The sequence below is a fragment of the Pseudomonas sp. DTU12.3 genome (assembly GCF_004124275.1).
In the GTDB taxonomy this organism is placed as follows: Bacteria; Pseudomonadota; Gammaproteobacteria; order Pseudomonadales; family Pseudomonadaceae; genus Aquipseudomonas; species Aquipseudomonas helmanticensis.
Genome location: NZ_CP027218.1, coordinates 2,407,748 through 2,427,844 on the forward strand (window position 1 = coordinate 2,407,748; position 20,097 = coordinate 2,427,844).

Consider the following 20,097-nt stretch of genomic DNA (forward strand, 5'->3'; position numbering starts at 1 on the left):
AAGAATTCATCGGCTCGCCACCGGTTTGGCGGATTTCTGTACCTGATCCCAGACCCGCAGGAAGTTGCCGCCCCAGAGCTTGGCAATATCGGCTTCGGAGTAGCCGCGTTGCAGCAGTTCGGCGGTGACGTTGCGGATCTCGCCGACGTTCTCCCAGCCCTTGACGCCGCCGCCTTCGTTGAAGTCCGAGGCGATACCGACGTGGTCGATACCGATCTTGCGCACGGTGTAGTCGATCGCATCGCCGAGATCCTTGAGCGAGGCTTTCGGTTCTTCGTCGAGAATGCCGTACAGCTGACCGGCGTACTGACCGAACTTCTGTTCCGGCCACGCCGCGATGATCGGGTCGCCCGGCATCAATGCCATGGCCAGGTTCGGCAGCGGCGGCAGATCAAAACGCGTGCGCAGGGCGTTGAGTTTGTCCTGCGTGGCCTGAGTCAGCGGGCGCAGGTACGCGGAGAAACCGACCACTTGCACCACGCCGCCGCTTTGTTTGATCAGTTGCATTTCCTTGTCGCTGAGGTTGCGCGGGATATCCACTGAGGCACGTGGCGCCGAGTGGGACGCGACCATTGGTGTGCGGCTCAATTGCGCGACTTGCTCCAGCGCCTTGGTCGACATCTGCGAGACATCGATGATCACTCCCAGATCGTTGAGGCGGTGCACCGCTTGCTTGCCGACATCGGACAAACCGTTGAGGGCGTCCGGCGAATCATTGAAAAACGGCAGCGGGCGCGACGAGTCGCTCCACTGGTTGTTGCCGATGTAGCTGAAACCGAACATGCGCATGCCGCGCGCAGCCCAGGTGTCGAGCAGGTTCAGATCGTTGCCCAGCGGATAGGCGTTGAGCATGCTGATGAAGATGGCGAACTTGCCTTCGCCATGCAGACGACGGAAGTCATCGGGGGTGTAAGCAATCGCGACCTGATTGGGGAAGTCGCGGACCATCCCCGAGATGATTTTGTAACGCACTTCCTGCTGGTTGCGCGCTTCCTCGACAAAACCGTCGGTGGGTTTGTGCGGCGCGTTCGGGCCGTTCCACATTTCCGGCCAGCCGAAGATCGTCAACGCCGCGCCGGAGAGGCGACCGCGATTGGCCTTGGCCAGGTCGAACTGGCCGCTACCGTCCTTGTCGACTTCATTGCCAGCGGTGCCGAAGTCCAGCGGCACGGTGATGTGGCTGTCGAAGGAGAGCAGGCGATCCTGCAACTCATCGGCCTGTTTGAGCACCTTCGCCGGGTAGCCGGGGTTGTCCCTGTACCAATAATCCCAGGCCGCAAAGCCTGCACCGGCGCAGATCGCCAGGGCCAGCGGCAGGCCGATGAATAGAGCCTTCTTCGAACGTGGTTTTGTCATTGCCATCTCAGTCAGTTCGCCGTCGAGGTACAGGCACAGGGGCCTTCGCTATCTGGAAAGAACGAGTGATTGGCCAGGGAATTTAGGTGCGCCGAAAAGATCCCCGCGTGTAGGCGCTGCCGCAGGCAGCGATCTTTTCAAGACCCCAACGTAAATTTGCCCGTGCAACAAACGTTCTAGCTTGGATAAAGCCTGCTTCATGGCTGACACAGGTAGGGCAATGAAGATTTCTCGACGATGGTTCATGGCAGGCCTGGCGCTGACCGGCGCTGCCGTGCCGGCCGCTATTTACGGGCATCGCGAATGGACCAGACCGGATCCGACGATCACTCCCGGCGAAGCCACGGTCGATCTGGCGGACACTGCCGGGCAACAATTGGCCAACGCCTTGCGCGGGGTCTGGAGCATTCGCTTTGAAGGGGCACAAATCGGCCTCGACGATTTGCCGCTGCAAGGGCTGGAACTGTTTCTGGATATTGCCCAGCGCGGGCGCGGTCTGCGCGGCTACGTGGATACCGCGCAAAACCTGCGTGGTGACGCCGAACCGCGTTACCGGATCATCGGCGACCTGGTGCAGGCCAAACCGTCCGAATTGTATTGGCGGCTGATCGACTCGCAGGCGGCCGACGGTGCGCCGACGTACGAGTTGGCCGTGGTCCTCGATGAAGTCTGGGCCGATTTCGGCAATGCCGGCAGTGGCACCCTCAGCGGGCGTATTTTGCGCCTCGATCGGCCGCTCGGCCTGCCGGAGCAGAACAACCGCTTTGTCGCGCACAAGCAAATGTTCCCCGAAGCGCGGCAGCGTATCGGTCTCAATCCGACCTTGCTGGCCTGGCTGATCTCCCCCGAACATCGTCTGTTCCACCAGCTCTGGCATGCCTCGCGAGACAAATGGCACACCTTGCCCGAAGACAAGCGCGATGCCCTGCGCGGCATCGGCTGGCAGCCCGGCCCGCGTGACCAGGAGCGTGATGCGCGCGGGCCGCGCAAGGATCGCAATGGCTCGGGCATCGACTTTTTCTTCATGCACCGGCACATGCTCGGGACGGCGCGTTCGATGCAGGCGCTGCCGTCATGGCCGCAATTCCCGATGCCGCAGCCTGCGCTTGAGCGCGATCGCCAGGGCTTCGCGCGTTATTTCGATAATCATGACGGCTACGCCTTGCCGCCCACCTGGCTGGCCAGCGATGACGCCGACTACACCCAGTGGGTCAGCGACATCAAGACCGCCGAGACCTATCACAGCAACTTCGAGGTCTGGGAATCGCAATATCGCGACCCGCGTTATCTGGCGAAACTGACCCTCGGCCAGTTGGGCTCGGAGATGGAACTGGGCCTGCACGACTGGCTGCACATGCGCTGGGCGTCGGTGCCGCGTGATCCGTCGAACGGCCAGCCGGTGCCATTCGCGCGTGATCCGGCAGACTTTTCCGCACGTTGGTACGCGGCTGAAAACGACTTTCTCGGCGACCCGTTTTCCTCCCATGTGAACCCGGTGTTCTGGCATTTCCATGGCTGGATCGATGACCGCCTCGAAGACTGGTTCAAGGCGCATGAGCGCTTTCACTCGGGTGAAGTCAGCCGGCAGGAAGTCAACGGCGTGGCCTGGTTTGCGCCGGGGCGATGGGTCGAGGTCGATGATCCGTGGCTGGGGCCAGTCACGCACGGCTGCAGCACAGTGCCGGGATTGCAAGTCGGCAAGTCGATGGAAATGGACCCGGAAACCATGAAGCTGGCACTGCGCATCACCTTCAGCGAAGACGAAAAAGTCCTCGCCGGATTATTCCGCCGAGTGCCGAAACGGCCATGGTATGCGCGCCACCTCAAAGTAAAAACCCGCGAGACCTGATACATCCCTGTAGGAGCTGTCGAGTGCAACGAGGCTGCGATCTTTTGATCTTGACTTAACCGCCAAGATCAAAAGATCGCAGCCTCGTTGCACTCGACAGCTCCTACAGGGGTTTGTGGTTGGGGTTTTGTGGTTTGGTTTTTGTGGTTTGTAGTGCCTGGGTTTTGGCTTAGAGGGTTTGCCAGCCGCCGCCTAGGGCTTTGTACAAGGCAATGCTCGCCTGCAGGCGAGACAGCCGCAGTTGCACGTTGAGGTCCTGCGCGGCATACAGCGTGCGCTGGGTTTCCAGCACGGTCAGCAAATCTTCGGCGCCGGCCTGATAGCGGCTCTGGGCGATGTCGAAAGCGGTCTGCGCCTGATTGAGTTCTTCGGTCTGCCACCGGCGTTGTTCGTCGAGACCGCGAATGCTGCTGAGGGCTTTTTCGACGTCGGCGAAACCGTTGATGATCGCGCCTCGATAATCTTGCAGCAGTTCCTCCTGACGCGCGCTGGCCTTGTCGCGTTCGGCGCTCAGGCGACCGTTGTTGAAAATCGGCGCCACCAGCCCGGCCGTGAGGTTATAGAAAGGGCTGCGCAGCATGTCGCTGAAACGGTCGGAGCCGGAACCCAGTTCGGCACTGAGGGTGACGCTGGGCAGCATTTTCGCCCGGGCCACGGTGACGTCGGCGCGGGCGGCGGCCAGTTGAGCTTCAGCGCGAGCGATGTCCGGGCGGCGGTTGAGCAGCTCGCTGGGCACCCCGGCACCGATCACCGGCCATTGCAGTCGGGCAAAGTTTTCCTCGCTGACCGGCAGTTCCTGCACGGGGCGGCCGAGGAGGGCGGCGAGGCTGATTCTGGCGTCGCGCGCCTGTTGCTGGACCAACGGCAATTGCCGTTGCTGCGCCGCCACCAGACTCTTCTGTTGCGCCAGTTCCAGCGCGGTGGCGGAACCGGAATCAAAGCGCGTCTGCACCAATTTCAAAACGCTCAGTGCGTTGGTCAGATTGAGTTCGGCGATTCGGCATTGCTCATTCAGCGACAGCGTTAGCGCGTAGCTGTTGGCGACACTGCTGAGCAGCGTCAGCTCCACCGTGGCCCGATCGAATTCGCTGGCGCGCAAGCTGAATTGCGCACTGTCGCGGCTGGCGCGCTGGCCGCCCCAGAAGTCGATTTCGTAACTGGCATTGAGGTTGGCGTCGAAGTAATCCACCGCCTTGTTGCTGCTGTCAGCGTCCAGTTGGCTATAGCCGCTGCCGCGCATTAACTTCTGGCGGTTGGCGTTCATTCCGGCCTTGACCTCCGGCAGCAGCGAGCCGCCGGCAATCACTGTCGTGGCCTGCGCCTGACGAACGCGCGCGACGGCCGCCGCGAGGTCAAAACTGCCGGCCCGAGCCTGTTCGATCAAGCTATCGAGTTCTGGGCTGGCGAACTGCGTCCACCAGCGCACGTCGTTGCGGCTGGCATTGTCGCTGTGTGCTGTTTGCCAGGTGGCGGGAGGCAGCAGGCCGCTTTCCGGGCGCTGGGCGGGACTGCCGCAAGCGCTGAGAAGCAGGCACACGGTCAAGAGGCTGAGACGCGGTTTCATAGATCGATCATTCACTGGTAAGGGCCGTGACCGGGTCGAGCCGGGCAGCTTTGCGAGCGGGCATGAAGCCGAAAACAACACCGGTGACCAATGCACAGCCGAAAGCGCCGAGCACAGCCATCAGGGAGAAAGCGACGGCGACTTCGCTGAGAATCAGCACACCGCCGACCAGCAGCGCCAAAGCGATACCGGCCAGCCCGCCGACCACCGACAGCATCACCGCTTCGGTGAGGAACTGGCGCAGGATGTCGCGTTGCCGCGCGCCGGTGGCCATGCGAATACCAATCTCGCGGGTGCGTTCGCGTACGGTCATCAGCATGATGTTCATCACGCCGATGCCGCCGACCAGCAGCGAGATGGCGGCAATCGAGCCGAGCATCAGCGACAGGGTGTTTTGCGTGCGCGCTTCGGCCTGGATCATCGCCGCGTTGTTGGTCAGCTCGTAATCGTGTTTGCCGTTGTGCAGGCGGCGCATCAGCTCGTCGATGGCCAGTTCGGCCTCTTTGACCTTGCGTGCGTCGCTCGCAGCGATCACCACATATTCCGGATTGTGCCCACCGAGCAGGCGAATGGCGGCGGCGGAGTAGGGCACGGCGATACGGTTGTCGCTGTCCTGATCGCCGGAACTGGAGCCTTTTTCGGCGAGCACGCCGACCACCTGGAACGGCACGTTCTCGATCAGGATGTATTGGCCGATCGGGTTGCTGACGCCCTTGAGCAACTTGTCGCGAATCTTCGTGCCGATCACCGCCACTGCGGCGGCGTTGCGCTCATCGGCGTCGGTAAAGTAGCTGCCCTGAATCACTGGCCAGTTGAAAATGCTCGGGAAATTGGTGTCATTGCCGCCGACGTAGGCGCTCTGGTCGACGTTGCCAAAACGCACCGCCACCTCGGCACCGGCCACCGGCATGATCCGTTTGACCTGCGGCAGGGTCTTCAGCGCGGCGACGTCATCAAGGGTGATCACTCCGAGTGGCGTGCGCGGGTTGGGCGAAGCGCCGCTGAGGTAGAGCAGGTTCGAGCCGAACGCGCCCATCTGCGCCATGACCTGGCGTTTGCTGCCTTCGCCGACGGCGAGCATCACCACCACCGACGCCACGCCGATGACGATGCCAAGCAGCGTCAGCGCCGTGCGGAAACGGTTGATCCACATCACCCGCCACGCGGCTTGCACAGCGTCGACCAGTTCGCCTTTCCAGGCGCCACTGGCTTCGGCGCCTTCGCTGAGGCGTTTGCGCAGATCGACCGCCTGCAAGGCGCCGGGGTTGGCCGAGTTCTGTGCGTCGGGATTGTCGCGGGCGCTGTCGCTGATGATCAGCCCGTCGCGAATTTCGATGATGCGCTTGGCGCGGGCGGCGACTTCGCGATCGTGGGTAATGAGAATGACCACGTGGCCCTGGCTCGCCAGCTCATCGAGCAGGGTCATGACTTCTTTGCCGCTGTGGCTGTCGAGGGCGCCGGTCGGTTCGTCGGCAAGAATAATGTGCCCGCCGTTCATCAGCGCCCGGGCGATCGACACCCGCTGCTGCTGACCGCCGGACAATTGGTGCGGGCGGTTGCCGGTGCGCTCGCCCAGACCGAGGCGTTGCAACAGCGCGGCCGCATGAGCGTGGCGCGCCGCCGCCGGAGTGCCGGCATAGATCGCCGGCATCTCGACGTTTTCCTGGGCCGAGCTGGACGGAATCAAGTGATAGCCCTGGAAAACAAAACCAAAGGCTTCGCGGCGCAGCCAGGCCAGTTCGTCGCTGCTCAGGTGCGCAACGTTTTCGCCGGCAAACAGGTATTCGCCCGAGGTCGGTCGGTCGAGGCAGCCGAGGATGTTCATCAGCGTCGACTTGCCGGAACCGGAGGCGCCGACGATCGCGACGAATTCCCCGGCGTGGATCGACAGGTCGATGCCGCGCAACACGTCAACTTTGGGGGTGTCCTGTCCGCCGTAGGATTTGCGGATGTCTTTGAGGTCGATCAGCGGCGTTTGCATTTAGCCTCCGCTTCCCTCTGCCGGACCGATCAACAGGTGATCGCCTTCCTTCAAGCCGTCGAGAATCTGCACTTGCAAGCGGTCGCTGAGACCGGTGCGCACCTGGCGATGCTCGATGTCGCCGTTCTTCGCCACGACCCGCGCGATCTGATTGCCGGCCACCTGACCTTCGTTGTGCAGTGCGGCGACCGGTGCGGTGATTACGTCTTTGGCGCTGCCGGCGACAAAAAATACCTGGGTGGTCATTTCGGCCATCAGCGCGTTGTCGCTGTTTTCGACGTCGAGCAGGACTGTGTAGAGAACCACGCGGCCGCTGCCGCTCTTGCTCGTACTGTTCGGGCTGCCACCGCCCTGGCTGGTCTGGTCCAGCGGTTTCGGTGGTACCGGGAGGATCTGCCGTACGGTGCTGGCCCAGCGCCGACTGCCGCCGCTGAGGGTGGTGAAGTAGGCGTTCATGCCGGGTTTGACGTGGCCGATGTCGGCTTCGGACACTTCCGCCCAGACGGTCATGGGCGACAGTTTGGCAATGCGCAGGATCAGCGGGGTCTGCTGCTGGGCGTTGAGGGTCTGGCCTTCACGGGCGTCGATGTTGACCACGGTGCCGGACATCGGCGCGTAGATTCGGGTGTAACCGAGTTCGGCCTGATCGCTGCGCAGGCTGGCCTGGGCCTGGCGGATCTGCGCCTGGAACATGTCGATGCGCGCCTGGGTGGCTTTCAGTTCGGCGCGGGCGGTCTGCACGTCTTCTTCGCGGGTCGCGCCGCCGGCTGCCAGGTTCTGCTGGCGCTGATATTTCTGCTGCGCCAGCTCGTGCTGCGCGCGTTGCTCTTGTAGCTGGGCCTTGAGGTTTTCGATGGAAAATTGCCCGGCGTCGAGCTTGGCTTTCTGCGTCGACGGATCGATTTCCACCAACAGTTGGCCTTCCTTGACCACGTCGCCGACTTCCACATGGATCTTCTGGATCTGCCCCGACGCCTGCGCGCCGACATCCACGTAACGCCGTGGTTGCAGGGTGCCCAGCGCGGTCACGCTGCTTTCGATGTCGCCGCGACCGACTTGCACGGTGGTGAATTTGTCCCGGCCCGGCGGCATGATCTGCCAGGCGGCGTAGGCAACAACAGGAATCAGACAAAGGGCTACGAGCAGCGCGCGTCGGGCGGGGCGGGGACGTTTCATGCAGGGTTCCGGCCAGTGGAATTCGGCCCGTCGTTCAAGTGGCACGCAAAAAAAGGGGCGGCTGAACGCTGTCGCGGCAAGCGACAGACACGGGGAGCTGTCCTGTAAACGATGAAAGTCGCGGGGAATTTAAGCGGAGACACAGGATGTTACAGGTATAGAGCGGCATTATTTATCGGGCAAAGACAAACGCCACTTTAAATCTATATGAGAATTACTATAAATTACGCGCCTCAAGTTGCCACTATCGTGCTACTGCCCAAATCGCCATCGCGGATCGGGTTAAAAAGGACATAAACCGCAGCAGTCTTGCGGCCGGGAGTCATGTTGGAAAACTACTATCGCGAGTTGGTGTGTTTCCTTAACGCCAAACTCGGCAATCGCCAGATTGCCGAAGATGTGGTGCATGACGCCTATTTGCGTGTGCTGGAACGTTCCAGCGACACGCCGATCGAGCAGCCCCGGGCCTTTCTTTATCGCACGGCACTCAATCTGGTGATCGACGATCATCGGCGCAATGCCCTGCGTCAGGTCGAATCGCTGGAAGTGCTCGACAGCGAAGAACGCTATTTCACCCCGTCACCGCACAATACCCTCGATCATGGCCAGCGCCTGGAGATGCTCCAGCGGGCATTGGCCGAATTGTCTGCAGCCTGTCGCGAAAGTTTTTTGCTGCGCAAAATCGAAGGTTTGTCGCATCTGGAGATCGCCGAACACCTTGGTATCTCCAAGGCGCTGGTGGAAAAACACATCGTCAACGCGATGAAGCACTGCCGCCTGCGCATCAAACAATGGGATGCCCATTGAGCCGTCGCCGTTAAATTTTATTTCACTGTCCTCGTTCCTACTCAACAGACGACCTGCTGTCCTGCTCAAGGCCGGTCAGGTCACTTAGGCTCTCCTTGCCCCTTGTTGAGGGGTTCATCCAGAGGACACTGGAAATGACTCAGGCAATTGCATCGCCCATCGTTCACGACCTGATCGGCGTCGGTTTCGGCCCTTCGAACCTGGCGCTGGCCATCGCTCTGCAAGAGCGCGGCCCGACCCATGGCGAGCTGGATGTACTGTTCCTCGACAAGCAGGCTGACTACAGCTGGCACGGCAACACCCTGTCGACGCAAAGCGAGTTGCAGATTTCCTTCCTCAAGGATCTGGTGACCCTGCGCAATCCGACCAGCCCGTATTCGTTCGTCAACTATCTGAAATACCACGGCCGTCTGGTCGACTTCATCAACCTCGGCACCTTCTACCCGTGCCGCATGGAGTACAACGACTACCTGCGCTGGGTCGCCGGGCAGTTCACCGAGCAGAGCCGTTACGGCGAAGAAGTGCTGACCATCGAGCCGGTGCTGCACAACCATCAGGTTGAAGCGCTGCGCGTTATTTCCCGTGGCAGCGACGGCCACCAACATGTGCGCACGACCCGTTCGGTGGTGGTCAGCGCCGGCGGCACGCCGCGTATTCCGGAGGCGTTCAAGGCGCTGAAGGGCGACACCCGTGTGTTCCACCACTCGCAATACCTGTCGCAAATGGCCAAGCAGCCATGCGTCAACAATCAGCCGATGAGCATTGCGATCATCGGTGGCGGGCAGAGCGCGGCGGAAGCGTTCATTGACCTGAACGATTCGTTCCCGTCGGTGCAGGTCGACATGATCCTGCGCGGCTCGGCACTCAAGCCTGCGGACGACAGCCCGTTCGTCAACGAAGTGTTCTCGCCGGAGTTCACCGACCTGGTGTTCCAGCAGAACAGCGCCGAGCGTGAGCGTCTGGTCAACGAGTACCACAACACCAACTACTCAGTGGTCGACATCGACCTGATCGAGCGCATCTATGGGATCTTCTATCGCCAGAAAGTCTCGGGTGTTGCCCGTCACGCGTTCCGCACCCTGACTACCGTTCAAAGCGCTACCGCGACCGAAAACGGTATCGAACTGGCCGTGCGCAATAACGCCACGGGCGAAGTCACCGTGCGCAACTACGATGCGGTGGTATTGGCTACCGGTTACGAGCGCCAGATGCACCGCAAACTGCTGGCGCCGCTGGAAGAGTACCTCGGCGACTTCGAAGTGGATCGCAACTACAAACTGATCACCGACGAGCGCTGCAAGGCCGGCATCTACATGCAGGGCTTCTGCCAGGCCAGCCATGGTCTGAGCGACACGCTGCTGTCGGTGTTGCCGATCCGCGCGGACGAGATTGCCGGTTCGTTGTATGAGCATGGCAAGAATCGTGGGCATCGTTCGATGGCGGATCTGTTGTTGGCGACTGCCAGTTAAAATCTGCGGCGCGGGAAAGACCGCTATCGCGAGCAGGCTCGCTCCCACAATGGTTCTGTGTACGCAGGACAAAATGTGGGAGCGAGCCTGCTCGCGAAGGGGCCATCAAAAGCGCCACACATTCTGTTCCTGAACCCTTCCTGAACATCCCCCACATTCCCCGACACACTGCCTTTTGCGGGTTTACTCTCCAGACATCGGGGCGTAAGCTTCGCGCGTTTTCATCAATAGCGGAGACCCACAGTGGGTACTTGTTCGAGTGACAGTTGTCGGCCGGTCTCGGTAACCGGCAGATTCTCGGCAAGATAACGCGCAGACTTTCTCTGTCGTTGTCTCGCCGTAAAAGCGAGCAGCGGCATCCCGTGCATGCCCCGTCCTGGGCCATGTCTGGACGTTCCTTCTCATCGACGCTGAACAGAGCGTGATGTCGACTTTATCGTCGTCATCGCAGCCCTATCGACACGCCTGTCTTTTCTGACCGGCGCGCCAAGCCTTGCCGTGCCGGTTTTTCCGGCGGACGAGGCGCGGCCGTACCTGCTTGACGGTTTCCCGGCTGACCATAGGGGCAACAGCCATGAAACTTACGCTCAAGGAATTCTTCGCAGGTTTTCTGCGGACCCGCCACATCGCCCGACACTTCCGTCGTCTGGCGCTGCTGGAATCGATCAACGACACCACGGTCAGCCGTGAAGTCCCGCCCACGCTGGCCAACACCCTGGTCGATGCCGCGCATTGCGACAGCGGCGTGCTGTTGTCGTCACTCGGCACGCATTCCGATGGCCTGACCGATTTCGAAGTCGATGCGTTGCGTGCGCAATATGGCCTCAACGAAGTCGAACACGAGCAGCCGCTGCCGTGGTGGACTCACCTGTGGCACTGCTACAAAAACCCGTTCAACCTGCTGCTGACCCTGTTGGCGGTGATCTCGTGGCTGACCGAAGACCTCAAGGCCGCCGTGGTGATTTTCTCCATGGTGGTGCTGTCGACGCTGCTGCGCTTCTGGCAGGAAAGCAAATCCAACCAGGCCGCTGACGCACTGAAGGCCATGGTCAGCAACACCGCGACGGTGATGCGCCGAGACGCGCCACGCAGTGAATTGCCGATCAAGCAATTGGTGCCGGGCGATCTGATCGTGCTCTCGGCCGGCGACATGATTCCTGCCGATTGCCGGGTGCTCAGCGCCAAGGATCTGTTCGTAAGCCAGGCCGCAATGACCGGTGAATCAATGCCGGTCGAGAAGTTTCCGCGTCAGGCTGATCGCGACACGCGCAACCCGCTGGAGCTGGACAACATCCTGTTCATGGGTACCAACGTGGTCTCGGGCACGGCGGTGGCGGTGATTCTCACTACCGGCAACAGCACTTATTTCGGTGCGCTGGCCCAGCGCGTTGGCGCTACTGATCGCGGGGTGACGTCGTTCCAGCAAGGCGTCAACAAAGTCAGCTGGCTGTTGATCCGCTTCATGTTCGTCATGGCGCCGCTGGTGTTGTTCATCAACGGTTTCACCAAGGGCGACTGGACCGAAGCACTGCTGTTCGCGCTGTCGATTGCCGTCGGCCTGACCCCGGAAATGCTGCCGATGATCGTCACCTCGACGCTGGCCAAAGGCGCGGTGTTCCTGTCGCGCAAAAAAGTCATCGTCAAACGTCTCGATGCGATCCAGAACTTCGGTGCCATGGATGTGCTGTGCACCGACAAGACCGGCACGCTGACCCAGGACAAGATCTTCCTCGCGCGCAATGTCGACGTGTGGGGCGCCGATTCCGATGATGTGTTGGAAATGGCCTATCTGAACAGCTACTACCAGACCGGCCTGAAAAACCTGCTGGATGTCGCGGTGCTGGAACACGTGGAAATCCACCGCGAACTGAAAGTCGGCACGGCGTTTCGCAAGGTCGACGAGATCCCGTTCGACTTCAATCGTCGGCGCATGTCGGTGGTGGTCGAAGGCCGTGGCCAGCCACATCAGTTGATCTGCAAAGGTGCGGTAGAAGAAGTCTTGGCGGTGTGCAGCCGCGTGCGTCACGGCGAGGTCGATGAAGCCTTGAGCGATGAATTGCTGACCCGGATTCGTCAGGTCACCGCAGCATTCAACGCTGAAGGCTTACGCGTAGTGGCCGTGGCCGCACGCTCGATGCCTGAAGGTCGGGAAATCTACAGCCTTGCCGACGAACAGGAACTGACGCTGATCGGTTACGTAGCGTTTCTCGATCCACCGAAGGAAAGCACCGCGCCAGCGCTCAAAGCCCTCGCTGAACATGGCGTCGCGGTGAAAGTGCTGACTGGTGATAACGAACTGGTGACGGCGAAGATCTGCCGTGAAGTCGGCCTGGCGCAACAAGGCCTGCTGTTGGGTAACGACGTCGAACGCATGAGCGATGCTGAACTGGCCGTCGCCGTGGAAACCACCAACGTCTTTGCCAAGCTGACGCCGTCGCACAAGGAACGCATCGTGCGCATCCTCAAAGGCAACGGTCACGTGGTCGGCTTCATGGGCGACGGCATCAACGACGCGCCAGCGCTGCGCACCGCCGACATTGGTATTTCCGTGGACAGCGCGGTGGACATCGCCAAGGAAGCGGCCGACATCATCCTTCTGGAAAAGAGCCTGATGGTGCTGGAGGAGGGCGTACTCGAAGGGCGGCGCACCTTCGCCAACATGCTCAAGTACATCAAGATGACCGCCAGTTCCAACTTCGGCAACGTCTTCTCGGTATTGGTCGCCAGTGCGTTCATTCCGTTCCTGCCAATGCTGCCGATGCACTTGCTTGTGCAAAACCTGCTCTACGACATTTCGCAGATTGCGATTCCGTTCGATAACGTTGATGAGGAAATGCTGAAAAAACCGCAACGCTGGCAGCCGGGTGACGTCGGGCGCTTCATGCTGTTCTTCGGCCCGATCAGTTCGATCTTTGACATCACCACGTTCGCCTTGATGTGGTACGTATTCGATGCCAACACCCCGGATCACCAGACCCTGTTCCAGTCCGGCTGGTTCGTGGTCGGGTTGCTGACCCAGACGCTGATCGTGCACATGATCCGCACGCCGAAGATTCCGTTCCTGCAAAGCCGTGCAGCCATGCCGCTGCTGGTGATGACCGGAATCATCATGGCGGTGGGGATCTTCCTGCCGATGGGGCCGCTGGCGCACTACTTCAAACTGCAGGCGCTGCCGTCGCTGTACTTCGTGTTCCTGCCGGTGATCCTGCTGGCGTACATGGCGCTGACCCAGGCGGTGAAAGGCTTCTACATCCGCCGCTTCGGCTGGCAGTAATGCTGCCCCTGTAGGAGCTGCCGCAGGCTGCGATCTTTTGATCTTGTTTTTAAAAGGCAACATCAAAAGATCGCAGCCTTCGGCAGCTCCTACAGGGGCTCGTTTCAAGCAGGCCCCACAAGGGGGTTTGTGTTTTTTCAGGGAAATGACGATGCAAGCCATCAACAACCTCAACCTCGATTCGCTGCTCGACACCCTCGTCAGCCTCAGCGCCGCCTTCATTCTCGGCGGCCTGATCGGTTTCGAGCGCCAGTACCGGCAACGCACCGCCGGCCTGCGCACCAACGTACTGGTCGCCGTCGGCGCGGCGATTTTCGTCGACATGGCCAACCGTCTCGCCGGTGCCGAAGGCGCAGTGCGCGTGGTTGCCTACGTGGTCTCCGGCATCGGCTTTCTCGGTGCCGGGGTGATCATGCGCGAAGAGGGCAACGTGCGCGGCCTCAACACCGCCGCGACCCTGTGGACTTCGGCGGCGGTCGGCGCCTGTGCCGGCGCCGACCTGCTCGCCGAAGCCGTGCTCGGCACGCTGTTCATCCTCGCCGCCAATACCTTGCTGCGGCCGATCGTCAACAACATCAACCGTCAGCCACTGGACGTGGTCTCGGCGGAAGTCACCAACATCGTCTACGTCATCGCCCGTCGCTCACAGCAAACCGCTGTGTTTGCCCTGCTCGAAGCGGAACTGGAGCGCAGTAATTACCCCGCCAGCGATGTCGATGTGCATGCGTTTGGTGCCGATGAAATCGAGATTGAAGCGACGCTGGCGACCACTTCGGTCGATGGCGATGAACTCGACGCACTGGTGGCGCGGATCTCGACGTCGGCATTGGTGGTGCAGGCGTTCTGGAGTCCGAGTACCACGGAATAAACCCTGAATCAGCGCCAATTTGGGAAATTTCCTACAAGCCCACAGGATTAATCTGTCAAAGCATTGCCTCATCCGACGCCACTATGCCGTTTCTCAGGTCTGCGCAGCGATGGATGAAAGATGACCTCACCCCGTGTTCTGGTACTGGAAAATCATGCGTTCGCACGCAGCGTGATGGTCAGGATGCTGCACCGTCTCGGTGTCCGTGATGTGTTGCAGGCCAGTGATGGCGAGCAGGCGCTGGTGCAGATGCATTTGTCGGGCGGGGTCGACATCGTGGTCTGCGATTTGCTCGATAAAGGCCTCGACTGCCTGGGGTTTCTTGGCCATGCCAGTGAAACCGGCATGGTCCGCGCCGTGATCCTCAGCAGCGAACTGCGCCCGGGCTTACAGCGTACGCTCGGGCAGATGGACACGCTTGCGGGCCTGCAGTTGCTGGGCGTCATTCAGCCGCCGGTACCGTTGCGGGTTTTGCACCGGGCGTTGCATCGCTACCGGACACCGCATCCGGCGCTGAATGTGCGCGTGCCGCCAAGGGAATTGCCCAGCGAAGACGAGCTGCGTCGGGGACTGGCGCTGGGCGAGTTTCGTGCCTGGTTCCAGCCCAAGTTCTATCTGGCCAGCAACCAGGTCGCCGGCGCCGAGGCGCTGGTGCGCTGGGAGCATCCGGCCAGCGGCGTGTTGTTGCCGGGCGAGTTTCTCGCCGCGCTGGTCGCCTATGACCTGATCAATCCGATGTTCAAGCAATTGCTCGAACAGGGCTTGTGCCTGCTGGGAATCCTGCGCCATCAGGGCCTGCACCTGGAACTGTCATTCAACCTGCATGCATCGCAACTGGCCGACCACGAGTTGGTCGGGCATATCCAGAGTGCATTGCAGCGTCACGGGTTTGCCGGCTCGGTCTTGCAGTTTGAACTGAGTGAAAACGGTTTGCTGGAAATGGCGCCCGGCACGCAAGAAAGCCTGTTGCGCCTGCGGTTGCTCGGTTGTGGTCTGGCCATCGACGATTTCGGTGCCGGCTTTTCTTCGCTGAAACTGCTTTGCCAGTTGCCCTTCAATCAACTCAAGTTCGACGCCGAACGGGTTCAGCATCTGTATCAGCCGTGTTGGCAAACCATGATCGCCACCACCCAAGCGCTGGCGCATTCGCTGGATATGCAACTGGTGATTGAAGGTGTCAGCAGCCGCTCGATGAAGGAAGCGCTGGTCGGCCTGGGCTGTGAGCTCGGCCAGGGTTTTCACCTCGCCCGGCCCATGACCGGGCATGATTTGCTGCAGTGGCTGACGTCCCGCGATCAACTGGATTGAGCCGCTACGCAAAGCGTGCGGAAAAGCCCAAGATAGTTCCTACACTGTGCGCAGTCTGGTGTATTTTTACGCCACGCTGCGGACCGTCATTCTTCGAGTTTCTTCCAGGCCATGGACGATTGCATTTCCGAGTCTTTCGGCGGGTCCTACAGGGGTTCATATGTTTAAAGCGTTGGTTGTAGACGATCACCCATTCATTCGCTCGTCGGTCAGGATGCTCCTGAAACTGGAGGGTTTCGAGGTGGTGGGCGAGGCCGACAACGGTGCCGACGCGGTGCAGTTGACGCGCGAGCTCACACCGGACTTGATCATCCTCGACATCGCCATGCCCAAACTCGACGGGCTGGAGGTGATCGGCCGCATCTGTGCGCTTGGTGTGAAAAGCAAGATTCTGGTGCTGACCTCGCAGTCGGCGTTGTTTTATTCTGCGCGCTGCATGAAGGCCGGCGCTGCGGGCTTCCTGTCCAAGACCAATGAACTGGATGAGTTGATCAAGGCGATCAAGGTCATCATGGATGGCTACACGTTCTTTCCCAATCTTTCGACCAGCAGTGTGCGCCGCAGTGATTCGCAGGCCAGCGATCTGGAATTGATCCAGAGCCTTTCCGACCGTGAGCTGACCATTCTGCAGCAATTGTCCAACGGTCTGACCAACAAGGAAATCGGCGAGGCGATGCTTCTGAGCAACAAGACGATCAGCACCTACAAGACGCGCCTGATCGAGAAACTCAACGTCAAGTCGGTGGTGTACCTCGCCGATTTTGCCAAACGCAATAATCTGATCTGAATGCGCCATTTCACTCGATGCTGGCTGCTGGGCCTGGCCGTTTTTGTCAACACGGCGCTGGCGGCGCCGGTGGAAACCCTGCATGTGCTCGGCCGTTCGACTGTCGACGGCTACAGTATCCAGCTCGATGCTCAGGACTGGTCCTGGCTGCGCAGCAAAGCCACGTTGCGCCTGGGTGCTTCGGCCCCCGATTATTCACCCTTCGCGATCACCAGCAACGGTAACGATTACGAAGGGCTAACGGCCGATTACGCACAGTTGCTCGGTCAATTGCTGAATATCCACATCGAAGTGCGCCACTATGCTTCGCGCTCCGAGGTGCTGGCGGCGTTGAAAAGCGGTGAGGTGGACATGCTCGGCACGTCCAACGGCTTCGAAGCCGCCGACCCGGATCTGGCGATGTCGCAGGCCTATGCAGACGATGTGCCGACGCTGGTGACGCGCGTCGGCGACAGTCAGAACCTGTCGCCGGACCTCGCCGGAAAACAGGTGGCGATGCTTTATCACTACCTGCCGCCCGAGCAGGTCAAGGCGTTCTACCCGCACGCCACTGTGCGGCTTTATCCTTCGACGCTGAGTGCCATCGGTGCCGTGGCGTTCGGCAGCGCCGACGTCTATCTCGGCGACTCGATCAGTGCCAATTACCTGATCAACAAGAACTACCTGAACAACGTGCAGCTGGCCGACTTCTCGCAAATGGAAGTGCAGAACTTCGCCTTCGCGATGCCTCGCGGCAATGAGCGCTTGTTGCGCATTGTCAACGCCGCCCTGGAGAGTATTCCGCCTGGCGAGCGCATGACCATTCTGCGCCGCTGGAGTGCCGGCGGTGCGAGCATGCCCGGGCAGCAGGCGCTGCATTTCAGTGTCAGCGAGCAACGCTGGATGGCGCAGCATCCGCGCTTGCGGGTGGCCATCGATGACAGCTTTCTGCCGCTGTCGTTTTACGGTCAGGACGGCGAATTTCGCGGGATCAGCGCCGATGTGCTGGCCAAGGTCGCGTTGCGCACCGGTCTGAAGTTCGATGTGCAACGCGCGCAATCGGTGCCGGAGCTGCTTGAGCAGGTTCGCGGAAACCGTGCGGATCTATTGATTACCCTGACCCCGAGTGTCGAACGCCAGGACACCCTGCGCTTCACCCGGCCGTATCTGAGCACGCCGTTTGTGCTGGTCAGCCGCATCGATGCCAACAGCCCCGGAACCCTCGATGACATGGTCGGCAAACGGCTGGCGGTGATTCGCGGCAATCCGGTGCGCGACATGCTGGTCGAGCAATATCCGCAGGTGACGCTGGTCGATGCCGACAACGCCCAGCAAGCCATGGCGATGGTCGCCAATGGCCAAGCCGAGGCGGCGGTGAATTCGCTGATCACTGCGCGCTACATGATTTCCCGGCAGTATCGCGAGCGGTTGCGCATCACCAGCACCGTCGGTACGCAGTCGGCGCAAGTGGCGTTTGCCACCGCGCGCGGGGCACTGGAGCTGTACTCGATCCTCGACAAAGCGCTGCTGAGCATTCCCCCGGAAGAGCTGGATGAAGTCACCAATCGCTGGCGCAGCGAAGTGGTGGTCGATGACAGTTACTGGCTGCGCAATCGCAGCGCGATCATTCAGGGCTTCGCCCTCGCAGCGGTCTTGTTGCTGCTGGCATTCGGCTGGATCGCCTATCTGCGATTGCTGATGCGCAAGCGCCGGCAAGCGGAAATCGCCCTCAACGATCAGCTCGAATTCATGCGCGTATTGATCGACGGCACGCCCCATCCGATCTACGTGCGTGACCGCGCCGGCAAGCTGCTGGTGTGCAACGAAGGCTACTTGCAGGTGTTCCAGGTCGAGCGTGAAGCGGTGATTGGCAAGACCGTGCTGGAAGGTGTTCTGGAGGATTTGGCGCAAGCTCAGGCCTATCACGATGACTACCTGCAAGTGATGAGCGAAGGCTTGCCGCGTGTGCAGGATCGTAGCCTGAGCATGGGCGACAGCGTGTTGACCATCTATCACTGGATGCTGCCGTATCGCGGCAGCGACGGTGAAGTCAGCGGCATGATCGGCGGCTGGATCGACGTCAGCGAGCGCCAGCGCCTGCTCGAAGCCCTGCGTGAGGCGAAGGAGGGCGCCGACGACGCCAACCGCGCCAAGACCACGTTCCTCGCCACCATGAGTCATGAAATCCGCACGCCGATGAACGCGGTGATCGGCATGCTCGAGCTGGCAATGAAGAAAGCCGAGCAGGGCATCATGGATCGCTTCGCCATCGAAGTCGCGTCCGGTGCTGCGCGTGGCCTGCTGGACCTGATTGGCGACATCCTCGATATCGCCCGCATCGAATCCGGGCGCCTGTCGTTGACGCCCGAGCGGGCCAACTTGCGCGAGCTGCTGGAGTCAGTGGTGCGCATCTTCGAAGGCCTGGCGCGGCAGAAACAGTTGCGCCTGGTACTGGAGCTGGACGCCGCGGCGAACCGCGATGTACTGGTCGATCCGCTGCGCTTCAAACAGGTGTTGTCGAACCTGTTGAGCAACGCCATCAAGTTCACCGAAAAAGGCCAGGTGCGCGTCATTCTCAAGGTCAATCCGGGCAGTGACGATGAACGTCTGGCGGTGTTTTTGCGGGTCGAAGACACGGGCAGCGGCATCAGCGCCGAGGACCAGCAGCGCCTGTTCAGCCCGTTCACCCAGGCCAGCAACAACACGCAATCGGCGCGCAGCGGTTCCGGTCTGGGCTTGGTGATCAGCCGTACGTTATGCGAAATGATGGGCGGCCAGTTGCGTCTGCACAGCACGCTGGGGCAGGGCACGCAAATCGAAGTCGAAATGGCGTTGCCGACCTTGCCGGCGTTGATCGAGGTGCCGGCGGAGGTCGCCGAACCGGCCGTTGCCCGGTATGCCTTGAACATTCTGGTGATCGACGATTACCCGGCCAACCGGCTGCTGTTGTCGCAGCAACTGAGCTACCTCGGGCACCGCGTCAAAGACGCCGAGGATGGTGCCCACGGTCTGCGTGCCTGGCGCAACGAGACCTTCGATGTGGTCATCACCGACTGCAACATGCCGATCATGAACGGCTATGAACTGGCGCAGGCCATTCGCGAAGAAGAGGCGGCAAAAGCACTGACGCCGTGCCTGATTCTCGGCTTCACCGCCAATGCGCAGCCGGAAGAGATCAGCCGTTGTCAGGCGGTCGGAATGGACGATTGCCTGTTCAAGCCGATCAGCCTCAAAGACCTCAATGCCCGGCTGGCGCAAGCCACGCCGCAGCCTGCTGCGGACATTGCGCAAGCAGCGGTTGCAGCGTCTGCCGATGACATCGATCTGAGCAGCCTTGAGCAATTGACCCGAGGCGATCCGGCGTCGATCAAAAGCCTGCTCGGCGATCTGGCCAGCAGCAATGACGACGACATGGCGCGGTTGCTGCGCCTGTTCACGCAGCATGATCTGCCGGGATTGGCGGATCTGGCGCATCGGGTCAAGGGCGGCGCGCGAATCATCAAGGCCGATGCCTTGATCAAAGCCTGCGAACGACTGGAAACCGCCTGCAACGGGCTGGATGCCGATCAACTGACTGGCGCAGTGGATGCCTTGCAGCAAGCCATGGAACGCTTGGCCGAACAGCTGCAACCGTTGCTCGTTTAAGACGGTTTACATTCAGTTGCTAGGAAATATCCTA

12 protein-coding genes are annotated in these 20,097 nt (G+C 60.9%); 8 read left to right on the forward strand and 4 right to left on the reverse strand.

Translation table 11 applies throughout. The features are described from left to right. Positions 1-6: 6 nt before the first annotated feature. Positions 7-1,356, reverse strand: coding sequence for a pyoverdine-tailoring dipeptidase-like protein PvdM (gene pvdM / locus C2E19_RS11000; protein WP_129391640.1), 1,350 nt, complete (start codon positions 1,354-1,356; stop codon positions 7-9). A gap of 220 nt (positions 1,357-1,576) precedes the next feature. On the opposite strand from pvdM, the gene C2E19_RS11005 reads away from it, so the two are divergent. Continuing rightward, positions 1,577-3,205: a PvdJ/PvdD/PvdP-like protein gene (locus tag C2E19_RS11005; RefSeq protein ID WP_129391643.1), complete on the forward strand. Its 1,629-nt coding sequence runs from the start codon at positions 1,577-1,579 to the stop codon at positions 3,203-3,205. 169 nt (positions 3,206-3,374) lie between these two features. Here the strand turns inward: C2E19_RS11005 and C2E19_RS11010 are convergent, their stop codons facing one another. From C2E19_RS11010 to C2E19_RS11020, 3 genes are read right to left on the reverse strand one after another with little or no spacing between them, the layout of a single operon-like run. Beyond that, a complete protein-coding gene (locus C2E19_RS11010) occupies positions 3,375-4,769 on the reverse strand; it encodes an efflux transporter outer membrane subunit (protein ID WP_129391646.1) in 1,395 nt (464 codons plus the stop codon). A 7-nt stretch (positions 4,770-4,776) separates the two neighbouring features. Further along, positions 4,777-6,750, reverse strand: coding sequence for a MacB family efflux pump subunit (locus C2E19_RS11015; protein WP_129391649.1), 1,974 nt, complete (start codon positions 6,748-6,750; stop codon positions 4,777-4,779). Continuing rightward, positions 6,751-7,926: an efflux RND transporter periplasmic adaptor subunit gene (locus tag C2E19_RS11020; protein WP_129391652.1), complete on the reverse strand. Its 1,176-nt coding sequence runs from the start codon at positions 7,924-7,926 to the stop codon at positions 6,751-6,753. Positions 7,927-8,250: 324 nt separating this feature from the next. Here C2E19_RS11020 and C2E19_RS11025 point away from each other — a divergent pair, with 324 nt between their 5' ends. From C2E19_RS11025 to C2E19_RS11060, 7 genes are all read left to right on the forward strand, one after another. Further along, complete coding sequence (locus tag C2E19_RS11025) at positions 8,251-8,733, forward strand: sigma-70 family RNA polymerase sigma factor (RefSeq protein ID WP_129391655.1); 483 nt, start codon at positions 8,251-8,253, stop codon at positions 8,731-8,733. A gap of 134 nt (positions 8,734-8,867) precedes the next feature. Then, complete coding sequence (locus C2E19_RS11030; protein WP_129391658.1) at positions 8,868-10,202, forward strand: lysine N(6)-hydroxylase/L-ornithine N(5)-oxygenase family protein; 1,335 nt, start codon at positions 8,868-8,870, stop codon at positions 10,200-10,202. A gap of 574 nt (positions 10,203-10,776) precedes the next feature. After that, positions 10,777-13,476, forward strand: coding sequence for a magnesium-translocating P-type ATPase (mgtA, locus tag C2E19_RS11035; protein WP_129391661.1), 2,700 nt, complete (start codon positions 10,777-10,779; stop codon positions 13,474-13,476). A gap of 151 nt (positions 13,477-13,627) precedes the next feature. After that, positions 13,628-14,344, forward strand: a complete 717-nt coding sequence (locus tag C2E19_RS11045; protein ID WP_007913384.1) for an MgtC/SapB family protein — start codon at positions 13,628-13,630, stop codon at positions 14,342-14,344. A 120-nt stretch (positions 14,345-14,464) separates the two neighbouring features. Next, complete coding sequence (locus C2E19_RS11050; protein ID WP_129391664.1) at positions 14,465-15,652, forward strand: EAL domain-containing protein; 1,188 nt, start codon at positions 14,465-14,467, stop codon at positions 15,650-15,652. A gap of 160 nt (positions 15,653-15,812) precedes the next feature. Next, positions 15,813-16,439 carry a response regulator transcription factor gene (locus tag C2E19_RS11055; RefSeq protein WP_129391667.1) on the forward strand — a complete coding sequence of 209 codons (627 nt, stop codon included), beginning with the start codon at positions 15,813-15,815 and terminating at the stop codon, positions 16,437-16,439. Next, complete coding sequence (locus C2E19_RS11060) at positions 16,440-20,063, forward strand: transporter substrate-binding domain-containing protein (protein WP_129391670.1); 3,624 nt, start codon at positions 16,440-16,442, stop codon at positions 20,061-20,063. It abuts the gene before it with no gap. The last annotated feature ends 34 nt before the right edge of the window (positions 20,064-20,097 follow it).

Bases quoted from the DNA above. Each gene is read 5' to 3' on its own strand.
- pvdM (WP_129391640.1), bottom strand. From the start codon at position 1,356: ATGACAAAACCACGTTCGAAGAAGGCTCTATTCATCGGCCTGCCGCTG.
- C2E19_RS11005 (WP_129391643.1), top strand. From the start codon at position 1,577: ATGAAGATTTCTCGACGATGGTTCATGGCAGGCCTGGCGCTGACCGGC.
- C2E19_RS11010 (WP_129391646.1), bottom strand. From the start codon at position 4,769: ATGAAACCGCGTCTCAGCCTCTTGACCGTGTGCCTGCTTCTCAGCGCT.
- C2E19_RS11015 (WP_129391649.1), bottom strand. From the start codon at position 6,750: ATGCAAACGCCGCTGATCGACCTCAAAGACATCCGCAAATCCTACGGC.
- C2E19_RS11020 (WP_129391652.1), bottom strand. From the start codon at position 7,926: ATGAAACGTCCCCGCCCCGCCCGACGCGCGCTGCTCGTAGCCCTTTGT.
- C2E19_RS11025 (WP_129391655.1), top strand. From the start codon at position 8,251: ATGTTGGAAAACTACTATCGCGAGTTGGTGTGTTTCCTTAACGCCAAA.
- C2E19_RS11030 (WP_129391658.1), top strand. From the start codon at position 8,868: ATGACTCAGGCAATTGCATCGCCCATCGTTCACGACCTGATCGGCGTC.
- mgtA (WP_129391661.1), top strand. From the start codon at position 10,777: ATGAAACTTACGCTCAAGGAATTCTTCGCAGGTTTTCTGCGGACCCGC.
- C2E19_RS11045 (WP_007913384.1), top strand. From the start codon at position 13,628: ATGCAAGCCATCAACAACCTCAACCTCGATTCGCTGCTCGACACCCTC.
- C2E19_RS11050 (WP_129391664.1), top strand. From the start codon at position 14,465: ATGACCTCACCCCGTGTTCTGGTACTGGAAAATCATGCGTTCGCACGC.
- C2E19_RS11055 (WP_129391667.1), top strand. From the start codon at position 15,813: ATGTTTAAAGCGTTGGTTGTAGACGATCACCCATTCATTCGCTCGTCG.
- C2E19_RS11060 (WP_129391670.1), top strand. From the start codon at position 16,440: ATGCGCCATTTCACTCGATGCTGGCTGCTGGGCCTGGCCGTTTTTGTC.